We start from the raw sequence: 12,626 nt of genomic DNA, 5'->3' as shown, positions 1-12,626 counted from the left end.
GGCACCAGGGCGCGGGCGACGCTGCCGACGAAGTCCACCCGGTCCCGCAGCCCGGCCGCGGCGGCCAGCGCGCGCAGCCGCACCGCCTCACCGTCGTCGGGGTCGCCACCCGCGACGATCAGGCGCGCGCCGGGCACATGCCGCAGCGCCTGGACGGCCGTGTCGAGACCCTTGCGCGGTACCAGCCGCCCGACGCTGAGGATCAGCGCCTCATCACCGCGGCCGGCCCGCGGCGCGGCCTGGCCGTCCGGGTGGAACAGGGCGAGGTCCACCCCGCAGGGCACCACGGTGACCCGCCCGGCCGGCACCCCCATCGCGGCCAGTTCGGTCACCTCGTCGGTGCAGGTGGCGATGATCGCGTCCGCGCGCCGGCCGATGTCGCGCTCCACCGCCAGGCGGCTCGGCGGGCTGGTGTCGGCGGTGCCCTGCCAGCGCCGCTTCACCGTGCCGAGCGCGTGGAACGTCTGCACCACCGGCACCCCAGGGCCCGCGGCGGCGGTGAGCGCGGCCTGGCCGCTCATCCAGAAGTGCGCGTGCGCGACGTCCGGCCGGTCGGCGGCCCAGCGCCGGGCCAGGTACTCGGCGAAGGCGGGCATGTGATCCAGCAGCGCGTCCTTCGGTACCTGTTCGGCCGGGCCGGCCGGGACGCGCTCGACGGTGACCCCGGGAGCCGGGAACGTGCTGGCCGGCCCGCCGGGGGCGGTCCGCCGGGTGTAGACCGTCACCTGGTGCCCGAGGGCCGCCAGCGCGGCGGCCAGCCCGGCGACGTGCACGTTCTGCCCGCCCGCGTCGACGCCGCCGACCGTGGCCAGCGGGTCGGCGTGCTCGGAGATCATCGCCACCTTCATCGCGATCCCTCCTTGACGCCGGGCGCCGCCGTGGTGGCGCGCGGGCCGGCGGAACCCGCCAGGCGGAGCACCGTGGCCGCGACCAGCTCGGGAGTGACCGAGGAGAGGCAGGGATGGCCGGCGACCGGGCACACCCGGGCCCCGGTGCCGCGGCAGGGGGCGTGCTGGTCGCCGAGCACGACGGCGGGGACGCGGTACGGCGCCCAGCGGGCGGCGGGCACGACGGGGGCGAACAGGCTGACGACGGGGGTGCCGACGGCCGCGGCCAGCTGGGCGGGTCCGGTGTCACCGGCGACGGCGGCGGCGGCGCCGTCCAGCACGGCGGCCAGTTCGGGCAGGGTGGTCACCCCGCCGAGGTCGATGCCGTGGCCGCCGGCGACCTGGGCGGTCAGCGCCCGCTCGTCGGGGTCGCCGGTGACGACCACGCGCGCTCCGGCGAGGGCCATCTCGCGTACCGCGCGGGCGTGCAGCGCGGGCGGCCAGGCGCGGGCGGGCGCCGAGGTGCCGGGGTGGACGACGACGTATCCGGGAGGCCCGGTGAGGTGCTCGACCGGGGGGAGCGGGCGGCGGACCGCGAGGTGGCCGCGGTCACCGGGGGGCAGGTCGAATCCGGCGGCCCGGGCCAGGGCGAGCATGCGTTCGGGCTCGGGAACGTCCACGGTCTCGTCGACGATGTGCCGGACGTCCAGCAGGGATCCGGGGTAGTCCTCGCTGATCGCGGCGATCTGCCGCACCCCGGCCATCCGCAGCAGCAACGCCAGCGGCAGCGACGACTGGTGGAACGACGTGAAGATGACCGCCAGGTCCGGGGCGATCCGGGAGACCAGGCAGGCCAGCCGTTCCACCTGCGGGCGGGTCAGCGGCAGCGGATCGGGGTCTATCCACGGTGCCCGCCATTCGATCACCCGGTCGACGCCCGGCAGCATGCCGGCCGCGGCGGCACCGTGCGGGCCGGTGAGCATGACCACCTCGCGGGAACCGGCCGCGATGGCCCGGACGGCGGGCCCGGCCAGCAGGACGTCCCCGGCGCTGTCCGACCGGGCCACCAGGACGGTGCCCCCCGGCCTGCCGTTGGACGCCGGCCGCAGCCCGGTCACCGTCGCGGCGCTCGCGGTGCTCCGGTTCACCGGCGTACCCGCGGGCCGCGACGGCAGGTACGCGCGCCCGGCCGGCACCGGACGGCGACCGCCGCCCCGCCATCCACGGACGGCGCGGCAACCGGATCATGAAAGCTCGCGTTGATCCCCAGAAACCGCATGGGCTTACCTCCGTAGGGCCGCGCTGGTCTGGTTACCGAACGCAGCAGTGGATAAACGCTGCTTTGCGGATAAGTCGAGGTAGATGGGCGGCATTCTTAAGTTTCATCACGCTAAGTTAGGGATCTGGGTGATATGCCGGGTTCGTTGGCGGGTCGGGCCGAGGGCGGTGTCCCGGCCGGCGAACCGGGCGGTACGGTGTCCGGGTGATTCAAGGCCGCGACCCGTGGCCGGACGGCCTCGACGACGCCGCGGTGGCCGCCGGCTTCCAGGCTGGTGACGAGAGATGCCTGGCCGAGGCCTACCGGCGCTGGTCACGCCTGGTGTACACCATCGCCTACCGCTCGCTGGAGTCGGCGGCGGACGCCGAGGACGTGACCCAGCAGGTCTTCGTGGGCGCGTGGCGGGGGCGGGAGAACTTCGACCCGCGGTCCGGCGCCCTTCCCGCCTGGCTGATCGGCATCACCCGGCGCAAGATCGCCGACCGGTGGGCGGCGCGCCGGCGCGAGCAGGAGGTCCTCCACGCCGCCGCGGCCGGCGGCGAGACCGGCTACCAGATCACCCAGGCGATCGCCGACAGCGTCGTCCTCGCCGACGAGCTGGCTCGGCTCGGCCAGCCGCGGCGCCGGATCCTGGAACTGGCCTTCTTCGACCAGCTCACCCACGTGGAGATCGCCGAGAAACTCCAGCTGCCGCTCGGTACCGTGAAAACGCACATACGACGGAGCCTGATGGTCCTGCGCGACCGGCTGGAGGTGGACGGTGAATCACATTGATCCCGAAGACCTCGCCCTGCTCGCGCTCGGGGAGTCGATCGGCGGCGGCGACACCGCCGGCCCGGCCCCGTGGGACCATCTCGACTCCTGCCGCGCCTGCGCGGCCGAGCTGGCGGAGTTGCGCGCCGTCGTCACCACCGCGCGCTCCGGGCCGCCCCGGCTGGAGCCGGTCGAACCGCCCGGCCGGGTCTGGGAGCGCATCGCCGCCGAGCTCGAGCCGGCCCCCGACGCGACCCGCGGCCCGGACGCGCCGCGCCCGGCCGCCCCCGGGCGGTCCGCCCGCCGCCGCCGGCTGCTGCCGGTGCTCACCGCGCTGGCCGCCGGAGTGGCCGGAGTCGTGGTCGGCGCGTCGGCCGTCCGGGTGTTCGACCAGGAGCGGACGCCGGCCGAGACCGTCGCGCGGACCGCGCTCAGCGCCCTGCCGCGCAAGCCGGGCCAGGGAACGGCGCGGGTCGAACGCTCCGGCGGGGTGACCACGCTGGACCTGCGGGTCACCGGACTGCCCGCCGCCGGGGGTTTCTACGAGGTCTGGCTGCTGGACCGCAAGGCCGCCAAGCTCATCTCGCTGGGCGCCCTGCCCCCGGGCGGGGCCGGGTCGTTCCTGGTGCCGTCCGGTGTCGACCTGCGGGAGTACGCCGTGGTGGACGTGTCGCTGGAGCCGTTCGACGGCGACCCCGCGCACTCCTCCGACAGCTACGTCCGCGGCACCCTGCCGGGCTGACGCCTGCCCCCTCGCCGGCGGCCTTCCCGTGCTGCCTGCCGATCGCCGATTCCCCCGAATCCGGTGAATCCGTGCGCCGCGCCGCGAGGGAAGGGTGCGTGACGGCTGCGACAGGCGTGGCTTGAGAGGACGACATGATGAAGCTGCTTCGACGTCTCACCGCCATCGGCGGTCTGACCGCCCTCTTCGTGGTCCCGGCCCTCGGCGGGGGCGCCGCATCGGCGGCGAGCAAGGTGCCGGTGCACGGCGGGAGCACCACGGTGATCACGGCACCGGGCATCGCCAAGACCCTGGTGGAGAACGACATCTTCGCCTCCACCGGCAAGCCGGGCTCGACCGCGTTCGTGGCGGGACGGGGGCTCTCGCTGCGGTTCACCTTCCCGGTGACCGGCGGCCGGGCGAGCCTCGACCCGCTGGGGGGCAAGGTGACGCACCGGGGGTCGATCGTCTTCGTCAACTTCAAGGACAACAAGAAGATCAGGGTCGGCGACTTCACCATCGACCTGTCCAAGAAGCGGCTGACCGGCATCGTCAACGGCGACCCGAGGAAGCGGGTGCCGCTGTTCAACCTGGACCTCTCGGCGGCGAAGATCTTCGCCAAGGGCCACAGCGTGCGGGCGACCAAGGTCGGCCTGAAGCTCACCGGCACCGCGGCGAAGGCGCTCAACTCCGCTCTGGGCACGTCCATCTTCCAGCAGGACCTCCTCCTCGGCAGCGCGAACTCCCACCTGCGTCTCTGACCGACGGGACGCCTTCCGGCCCGGGACGCCTTCCGGCCCGCATGGCCGGAAGGCGTCCCGCCCGCATGGCGGACCGTCCGCAGGCTACGGGGGGTCCCGGCGGGCGGTCCGGAACAGGCCCTGGACGACCGCGGCCGCGCCGGCACCCGGCGCCAGGAAGTGCGCCGGGGAGAGCGCCGGCGGCGGGTCCACCAGCAGGCGGACCGATCCGGCCAGCAGCACCAGCCAGCCGATGATCATGACGACCTGCCGCATCAGGCTCGACATCTGGCCGAGCAGGCCGCTGGCGGCGTGCACGACCGTCGCCGTCTCGTCGAGCCGGCGGGCGAGCTTCTGCTGTCTCGACCTGGCCATGCGCGCCACCTCCCACCAAAGGACCATCCCTTCGGTGGCGGGCTCACTAGCGCAAGCAATATCAACTTCCCCTGGCCGAAGCAACGACGGCCACCCGTCTTCGACCGAACTTTCGAATCGCTGTTCGAATTCGAGAGGATGCTCTACCGGGAAATCCTGACCTTTGGTGCGATAACCCACTGAATACCGCTTTTCTGGGTTGACTACCCGGTAGGCGGGCCGCGAGCATCGAAGTTTCGTAAGTGATCGCGGGGGAGGCGGGCACGCTTTCGGTCGTTCCCATCCGTCCGTGACAGCCGGGGCACTCCACCGTCCCGGAGCTCCGGCACGGAAGAGGCAGGGAACGATGAGCGATCCGAACGGCGGCGGCCGGCCCGGCGATCCACCGCGCTCCGGCGAGAATCCATCGCCGGGCGAGGGGGACGGGCCGCCCACCAGGCGCCTGACGCCCGGCCCCGATCCCGCGTTCCCACCGCCCGGCCCGTATCCGCCGGGCCCGTACCCGTCCGACCCGTACGCGTCCGACCCGTACGCGTCCGACCCGTATCGGCCGGTCGGGAATCCGGCTGATCCGTATCCGCAGGACGGGAACGTGCCTGGCGGACGTCCCGCTCCGGGGTATCCGCCGGGACCGCGGGCACCCGGGTACGGTTCCGTCCCGGGTCCCGATCCCGGCCGGAGCTCCGGCCCAGGCGACCGGCCCGGCTCTCCTCCCGATCCCGGCTACGGTCCTGGTCCCGCCGGTCCTGGTCCCGGGCACGGTCCCGCCGGTCCTGATCCCCGATACGGTTCCGGACACGGACCTGGCCGGCATCCCGGTTCCGGGTACGGCCCCGGCCAAGGCCCCGGGTACGGCCCCGGCCAAGGCCCCGGGTACGGCCCCGGCCAAGGGCCCGGCCAAGGGCCCGGTCAGGGTGCCGGTCCTGGCGGCTGGTCCGGTCCTGGTCACGGACCGGGATACGGTCCTGGCCTCGGATACGGTCCCGGTCATGGCCCCGGTCCCGGTCATGGCCCCGGTTCCGGGTACGGCCCCGGTCAGGGATCCGGTTTCGGCGACGAGCCCGGTCCCCGTAACGGACCGCGACATGGTTCTGGTCAGGGCCCTGTCCCTGGTCACGGACCGGGACATGGTCCTGGATACGGCTCCGGTCATGGTCCCGGTTCCGGTCCTGGTCCTGGTCACGGACTTGGCCAGGGTCCTCGTCCCGGCCCTGGTCCCGGTCTCGGCCAGGGCCCCGGGTACGGACCCGGGTTCGGCGCCGGACACCCCGGACCCGGTGGCGGACCGGCCGCGGGCCAGGGCCCGTCCGGCGGGTACCCCCAGGAACGGGCGCCGTTCGGCGAGCAGGTGCCGCCCGGCATGCCAGGGCCGTCCGGCCACCCCGGCGGCCCCGGCGGCGGGCGCTCCGGACGTACCGTGCTGATCGTCGGCGGGGTGGCCCTGCTGGCCGTCGTGCTGGTCGCCGCCGTGGCCGTCTTCGCCGACTTCGGGTCCACCGGCGACCCGGCCCCGCCGGCCGCCCGGCGGTCGACCCCGACCGGCCAGGCCACTCCGGACCTGCCCGCCCAGCTGGCGAGCGCGGCCGGTGATCTCGCCGCGCTGCCCGGCGTCCGTTACCAGGGCCGGCTGGCCGGGGTGGCCGTGGACACCCGGGTGCTGAGACGCGGTTCCGCCTACGGCACGCTGCGCGATGCCGACACGCGGCTGGAGGTCCTCGCGATCCGCGAGAAGACCTTCCTGAAGGGTGACCGGGCGTTCTGGACCGACCAGGGGGCGTCCGCCGCCACGGCCAAGGAGAACGCCCGCAAGTGGAGCAAGGTGCCCGCCGACCGGTTGCCGGGCGACGGGTTCGCGATGATGACCCCCGCGCGGATGGCCGAGTGGGTGCGCGGCGCCGGCAGCACGCCGGACGGCCCTCCGGGCGCCCCGCGCGAGGTCAACGGGGTGCCGGCCCGGCCGGTCACCCTGTCCGGCGGCAACGTGTACCTGACGGTCGCGCCGCCCTATCGCGTGGTCCGGGTCGAGTTCTTCGCCGATCCCGCCGGGGGCGGCGAGGACGACGGCCCCGGCGGTGACCGCGGCCGGACGGACGAACCGGACAGCCCGCGGCCCACTGTCACGTCCGTGGCCTACCCCGCGGAGATCCGGCCGGCGGCCGCCTCCGCCGCCGCGCCGGCCATCATGGGCCGGCTGGACCTGACCGGCCTGGAGCCCGCCGCCGCCAAGACGTTCGCCGGCGGCCTGCGGCCCAAGGTGCAGGCGCTGCGCACGTCCATCGACTCCCAGGTCTCGCTCAAGGTGGTCGGCAAGGGGACGCTTTCACCGTGCAACCACAGCGGATGTACCGCGAACGCCCGGTTGCAGGGCCGTCCGACCGGCGGGGACCCGGATTACGACGCATCCGCCAAGATCGCGGTGGACGTGGCCATCACCTTCCGGCTGGACGGATCTCCGGTGGGCACCTGCCGGCGGACCATCACCATGCGGGCGGACGGGGTCGGCAAGGTGTCGTGCGGGGTCACCTACAGCGCGAACAGGGCCGCGAACCATCGGATCGGTGCGCGCATCACCGCGCTGGCCCGTGGCGTCGGCGCGGCCGAACTCGCGCGGATGCTGGCCACCCTGGACAGCGAAGGCTGACCACGGCCGGAGCCACGGCCGGAGCCACGAGTGGACCCACGGCCGGACCCACGGCCGGAGCCACGGCCGGACCTACGGCCGGCGAAGGCCGGCCACCCGCCGGCCCGCGCCGCAGCCCGGCCAGGCGTCGCGGCAGGGGGGCGGCCACGGCGGTGGCGACGAGCAGGCACCGGCCGGCCGAGGCCGGCGCACGAGCCGGCGCCCGGATCCCGCGGCGGATCCGGGCGCCGAGTGTTCACCATGCCCGGGGAGAGTCGGGCACGGCCGTTACTTGATCGGGCAAGGCATCCAGGAGAAGTGGTAGGTGGTCTTGATGCTGCCGTCGGTGGAGTCCATCGCGATGAAGCTGGTGGTCGTCTTCGGATCCGAGGTGCCCGCGCTCACTCGGAGCTCGGTGTTGATGTTGAAGTTGCGGGCTTCGCCGCAGGGGGCGTAGACCACCTGCGCCACGTCGGTCGTGTCGGTGAACTGCCAGTTGTCCTCGAACTGGCCCTTCAGCGTGTGGGTGATCGCCGTGGTCTGCGGGTGGCCCTGGAAGTAGTAGTTGGACTTCTGGGTGGCACTCGACCCCTTCGCCAGGGACGCGAAACCCCGGTAGTCGGCGGCGAGGATGGCGTAGGTGAAACCTTGCGGGACGTGTACCAGCAGGTTGAGCTGGCAGTTCTTGCGGAAGTCGGTGGGCAGGGCGCCCACGCCCACCTGGGCCAGGAAGTCGCTGTAGGTGACGGTGAACGCCTCGTTGTCGGGAGAGACGGCCACCGCGGCGGTTCCGGCCGGGCACCCCGACCCGTTCACCGTCACGACATCGATGATGATCTTGTCGGGCGGCGGGGTGGTGGGCCAGGCGTGCGCCGGTGTGGTGGCCATGGCGAAGAACGCCACGATTCCCATACCGACGGCCAGCAGTTTGCGCATGTGCTATCCCTTCTTTTGCCGGTCGGCTGATTACCGAATCAAGGGCAGCGCTGCCACGCGAAGTGATAGGTGGTGTTCACACTTCCGCGGGTCGAGTCCATCGTCATGAAACTCGTCGACTTCTGCGGGTTCGAGGAGCCGGCACTCACCCGCAGTTCGGTGTTGATGTTCAGATTGCGATCCACTCCGCAGGGTTTGTAGACGAGTGCCGCCACGTCCGTGGTGTCGGTGTTCTGCCACCTGCCGGTGAACGGCCCGGAGAGCGGGTGCTCCTCGACGGTGCCGCGCGGGTCCCCCTGGAAGTAGTAGTTCGCCTGCTGCAAGCCGGACGCCCCGGCCTGCAGGTACCCGAAGCCTCGGTACTCGGCCTTGGCGATCGCGTAGGTGAAGCCTTGGGGTACGTGGACGAGCAGGTTGAGCTGACAGTTCTTCCGGATATCGGTAGGTTCGGCATCCGGCCCGACCTGGACGAGGTAGTCGGAGTAGTACACCGAGAATCCGGTGTTGTCCGGTCGCTCGACCACGGTCGCCGAGCCGCGGGGACAGCCGGAGCCGTTGACCGTCACCACGTCGATCGTGATCTTCTCGGTGGGCACGGTCGAGTCGGCGGCGTTCGCCGGCGCGCTCATCACGCCCAGCAAGACCGCGGCCGCTCCGCCCATGGTGATGATTCTGCGCATGCGGGAGTCCTTTCACGGCACAATGATTGTTTGCGAGGACGGCGCCCTTCGATGGGCATGCGAAACAGCGGGAATTCCCACAGGGCGCTATATGGTCGGTGATGCGCGTGTCAGCACCTGAAATCGCTGTGCGGTTTTCCGACGTACGCATCGTATGAACGGCCCCTGAACCCGTCAATCCGCCGGCCCGGCCGTATAATTATTCAATGCAAGTTTCACGGCGGTATCGCGCAAAGTGACGCCGGTTTACAGTCGGTAAAGATTTATGGTCAAGCAGAAAGGAGCATGCCGTCGTCACGGCCTGTCGTCGCGGAGCCGATCCGCCGCGCACCTCGGCCGGCCCGAGTTTGTGACCGGCCGATACGCGTGCCCGGGCCGGACCATCTCGCCCGCCCTGTGACACCCCCCACCGGTTCCAGCGCTCTGCCCGTATCATCCCCACCCACCCATGACGCACGACATGTCCGCGCAGGAGCATCCGCCGGCCCTTCTGTGCGACCGTCCACCCGCACCGGCCCTGCCGGACGAAAAAATTGTCGAAAGTCAGCATTATCGACCTAGTGCGCCTAATGTCGCTTTTCCGGTGACTGTGAATGATCGACAAGCTCCGAGGTTTCGATATCCACCGCCCCGCCGACGGCTGACCACGTAAGGTCGCTAACGCTCGTTCATGCGGTTCTTCCGCACAGACGAGGGTAGAAAGCCGGTGTGAGAGGGGTGGCGGGCCCATGTTGCTGAGTTTCCGCGTGGCCAATCATCGATCCTTGCGGGACGAGCAGCACTTGTTGCTCACACCGAGTTACCCGGCCGATCAACCCGCCGGCTCCGGATGGCAGGCCGTCCCGGTGCTGGGCATCTTCGGTCCCAACGCCTCCGGCAAATCCAACGTCATCGACGCGATCTGGTACATGCGGAAGCTGGTCCGCGGGTCCCTCAAGGAGAGCGAGCCGGGCACGGGCATCGAACGCCATCCTTTCGCTCTTGATGCCACCGCGCGAACCGAGCCCTCCAGCTATGTCGTCGATCTCCTGCTGGAGGGCGTCCGGCACACCTATGGCTTCGCCGTGGACGACGAGCACGTGGTAGAGGAGTGGATGTACAGCTATCCACAGGGGCGGAAGGCGAAGATCTTCCACCGGACGCCGGACGGCTACACCTATGGAGGTCGCTCGCCCGACTCGATGCGCCAGGTGGAGGAGATCACCGAGTCGAACGTCCTTTACCTTTCCGTGGCGGCCCGGTCCCGGCAGACGCTGGTGCGCCCGGTCTACGACTGGTTCGCCGGACTCCTGGTTCGGGACGTCACGATGATCCGGCCTTCGTCGCGCTTCCTTCAGCAGCAGGTGCACGATCTCGATCGGCTGACCGCCCTGCTGCGGGCGGCCGACACCGGCATCGAGTCGGCGGAGATGGTGGAGGAGACCGATCTGGAGTTCGCCCGCAGGTCGGCGCGGCTCGGCGAGGTTCCCGGACTGCTGCAGCGGCGCAAGGAGATCGTCTTCCGGCACCGGGGCGAAGGGGGAGCCACGTACGTGCTGGGGCTTGGTGATCAGTCCCTCGGCACCCAGGCGATCTACGACATCGGGCGGTCGGTGTTCGTCGCGCTGGACCGTGGCCGGCCGCTCGTGGTGGACGAGCTCGACTCCAGCCTGCATCCGTACCTGTCGGCACAGCTGATCCGGTTGTTCACGGATCAGGACACCAACCCGCGGGGCGCGCAGCTGATCTTCACCAGCCACGACGCCACGCTTCTCGGACGCATCCAGGGCGACGAGGTTCTCCAGCGGGACCATATCTGGTTCACCGAGAAAAACGAATGCGGCATGACCGAATTGTTTCCGCTGTCGGACTTCAAGCCACGCCAGGAGGAGAACCGGGAGCGACGCTATCTCGCCGGCCGCTATGGTGCTGTCCCTGTCGTCAATGACGAGATCTTTGCCGCCGCATTCCATCCTGCCGTGATGAGTAAGGCACGATGAGCGAGACTGACTAGACGGGCCAGGTCGTCGGGCGAGTGGTGGTCCGGCACGACGTGGAGGGCTGGGGCGTGCTCCGGTCTCCGGAGCTTTTCGGTGAGGTGTGGCCGCATTTCTCCGCCATCGCCGCTCGCGGTCATTGAGTGCTGCGGGGCGGGTAGGCCGTTCGGTTCACCTGGGAGGCCGGTCCACAGAACGGCTACGACTTCCGCGCCGTCGAAGTCTTCAGTGCGGATCACCCTGGTCCTGATCGGCTGGAAGCGTGTGGCACGCCGGGTCCGTCGGCTGCCTACACCAGCAGCCTGAGTCTTGAGTTCGATTCACCGGCGACTGACCGGCTCGTCGTCGAACCGGTGGTCCGCCGCCGGGCGGCCCAGGTCCCAGCAGGCCCGGAGTGTCTTTCCCGGCGAGCCCGTGAGCGGCACGACATCCCAGCCGTGCGCCAACGTCGCCACGATGGCGAGACCGCGGCCATGAACGGCGTCGGAGTCGGCATCCACCGTCCGGGGCAGGTCAGGTCCGTGATCGGTGACGTGGACGCAGAGTTCGGCTTCGCCAAGGTGGAGGGAGAGCCGCACCGGCGGGCGGCCGTGGGTGATCGCGTTGGACAGGAGTTCGCCGGTCGCCAGGACCACGTCGTCGGCGATCACCGTCAGCCGCCAGGCGGCTAGTGACTCGGCGACCATGGTACGTGCCTTGCCTACCGCGGCCGGCTCATGCGGCAACTCCCAGCACACGCTGTCGCGCAGGTTTTCCGGGGTCGAGTGCATCATCTCTCCACTGGGTCTCGGACGAGCCGACGGTTCGTCGGAGCGCCGGGTGAGTGCGGTGGCCGGCCCGGTCCGCGTGGCGACTTGGGCGGTGCGTACGGGGATTCGGCGGCGCGCATCAGCGCTCGCAGTTCGCCAGCGGTACGGGTCTGGAGCAGGACAGGCTCGGCGAGGGCCCACAAGGCTGCGGCGTAGAACCGGCGCGAGCCGACTCCGTACCAGATGGCCCAGGCGGACTCGGACCGGTCGAGCCGTTCGGCCCTGGCGCGCTGTTCCTGATCCCACACCCGCCGGGTGGTGGCGCCACCGGTCACCTGGCCGCGCCGATGCCGCCCGCGCCGCCGAATACCCGTTAGATTCACGGCATGCCCACCGCCCTCCGGGATTCACGGGTTTTCCCCCGTCGTCCAGAACCAGCGGGCGTCTGGCGTGGTGACGTAAGGGTAGGGCGAGCGTTCGGTTCGTCGGCTTGGGTCGGCTGTCGCGTTGAGGTGCCCGAGCAAGGTCCGCGATGATCCTGCGGCCCAGCGAGGCTTCCGTATCGGTTACAAGGTTGTAGCGCCGCATCTGGAGGTCCGACCGTACGGGATGCGTCATAGTTCACTTTTCTTGACATGTCTAATCCCACCCTTCGCGGCATATCGAAGTGAACTCCCACACATTGATCTGCCGGGTTTCATTGCTGTTGGCCGATCGCCTGCCCGTCGGCTTTCGCATTGCTCTCCACAGGGTGCCTTCGGACGGTTACGTTTTTGCCGAGATTCTTGGCACACCCTGGTGACACAGCGTGTCATTTTGTGCCGACCATGTGGCACTGTGGCATTGTTCGAAGGACGGAATGGAAGAATGACCTCTTTTGCGGACAAGCCGAAGGCGAAGTCCTTGGACGCGTTCGGCGCCGAGCTCCGGAAGTTCCGGCAGAGGGCGGGGGTTACGCAGGATCAGCTGG

At 70.8% G+C, this 12,626-nt stretch carries 11 protein-coding genes; 5 read left to right on the top strand and 6 right to left on the bottom strand.

Annotated elements, in window-relative coordinates:
• A partial coding sequence (locus tag Sru01_RS34445) for a glycosyltransferase (RefSeq protein WP_203994909.1) occupies nt 1–848 on the bottom strand: 848 nt, incomplete at its 3' end.
• On the bottom strand, nt 845–1,945 hold the full coding sequence (locus Sru01_RS34440) for a glycosyltransferase family 9 protein (protein ID WP_203994911.1): 1,101 nt from the start codon (nt 1,943–1,945) through the stop codon (nt 845–847). The genes Sru01_RS34440 and Sru01_RS34445, both read right to left, overlap by 4 nt.
• Before the next feature lie 365 nt (nt 1,946–2,310).
• On the opposite strand from Sru01_RS34440, the gene Sru01_RS34435 reads away from it, so the two are divergent.
• From Sru01_RS34435 to Sru01_RS34425, 3 genes are all read left to right on the top strand, one after another.
• Entirely contained in the window at nt 2,311–2,880 is a 570-nt protein-coding gene (locus tag Sru01_RS34435; protein WP_203994907.1) for an RNA polymerase sigma factor, read from the top strand.
• Nucleotides 2,867–3,601 (top strand): anti-sigma factor, encoded by a 735-nt coding sequence (locus Sru01_RS34430; RefSeq protein ID WP_203994905.1) that lies wholly within the window; start codon nt 2,867–2,869, stop codon nt 3,599–3,601. Before Sru01_RS34435 ends, Sru01_RS34430 begins: the two co-directional genes overlap by 14 nt.
• Before the next feature lie 137 nt (nt 3,602–3,738).
• Complete coding sequence (locus Sru01_RS34425; RefSeq protein ID WP_203994903.1) at nt 3,739–4,341, top strand: hypothetical protein; 603 nt, start codon at nt 3,739–3,741, stop codon at nt 4,339–4,341.
• Nucleotides 4,342–4,425: 84 nt separating this feature from the next.
• On the opposite strand, the gene Sru01_RS34420 is transcribed toward Sru01_RS34425, so the two are convergent.
• Nucleotides 4,426–4,695, bottom strand: coding sequence for a hypothetical protein (locus Sru01_RS34420; protein ID WP_203994901.1), 270 nt, complete (start codon nt 4,693–4,695; stop codon nt 4,426–4,428).
• A 1,360-nt stretch (nt 4,696–6,055) separates the two neighbouring features.
• On the opposite strand from Sru01_RS34420, the gene Sru01_RS36425 reads away from it, so the two are divergent.
• Complete coding sequence (locus tag Sru01_RS36425) at nt 6,056–7,336, top strand: hypothetical protein (protein WP_275412235.1); 1,281 nt, start codon at nt 6,056–6,058, stop codon at nt 7,334–7,336.
• Nucleotides 7,337–7,603: 267 nt separating this feature from the next.
• Here Sru01_RS36425 and Sru01_RS34410 read toward each other — a convergent pair whose 3' ends face one another.
• Together Sru01_RS34410 and Sru01_RS34405 are read right to left on the bottom strand one after the other, a co-directional pair.
• Complete coding sequence (locus tag Sru01_RS34410; RefSeq protein WP_203994899.1) at nt 7,604–8,251, bottom strand: DUF4360 domain-containing protein; 648 nt, start codon at nt 8,249–8,251, stop codon at nt 7,604–7,606.
• Nucleotides 8,252–8,289: 38 nt separating this feature from the next.
• The gene (locus Sru01_RS34405) at nt 8,290–8,931 is read right to left on the bottom strand and encodes a DUF4360 domain-containing protein (protein ID WP_203994897.1); all 642 of its coding nucleotides are present in this window, start codon (nt 8,929–8,931) and stop codon (nt 8,290–8,292) included.
• A 728-nt stretch (nt 8,932–9,659) separates the two neighbouring features.
• Here Sru01_RS34405 and Sru01_RS34400 point away from each other — a divergent pair.
• Complete coding sequence (locus Sru01_RS34400) at nt 9,660–10,910, top strand: AAA family ATPase (protein WP_203994896.1); 1,251 nt, start codon at nt 9,660–9,662, stop codon at nt 10,908–10,910.
• 317 nt (nt 10,911–11,227) lie between these two features.
• On the opposite strand, the gene Sru01_RS34395 is transcribed toward Sru01_RS34400, so the two are convergent.
• Complete coding sequence (locus Sru01_RS34395) at nt 11,228–11,680, bottom strand: ATP-binding protein (protein ID WP_203994895.1); 453 nt, start codon at nt 11,678–11,680, stop codon at nt 11,228–11,230.
• Between the last annotated feature and the right edge of the window lie 946 nt (nt 11,681–12,626).

It is taken from the genome of Sphaerisporangium rufum (genome assembly GCF_016863395.1).
Lineage (GTDB): Bacteria > Actinomycetota > Actinomycetes > Streptosporangiales > Streptosporangiaceae > Sphaerisporangium > Sphaerisporangium rufum.
Note: the sequence above shows the minus strand (reverse complement) of the source record. Positions and strands in the feature narration are given on the sequence as shown.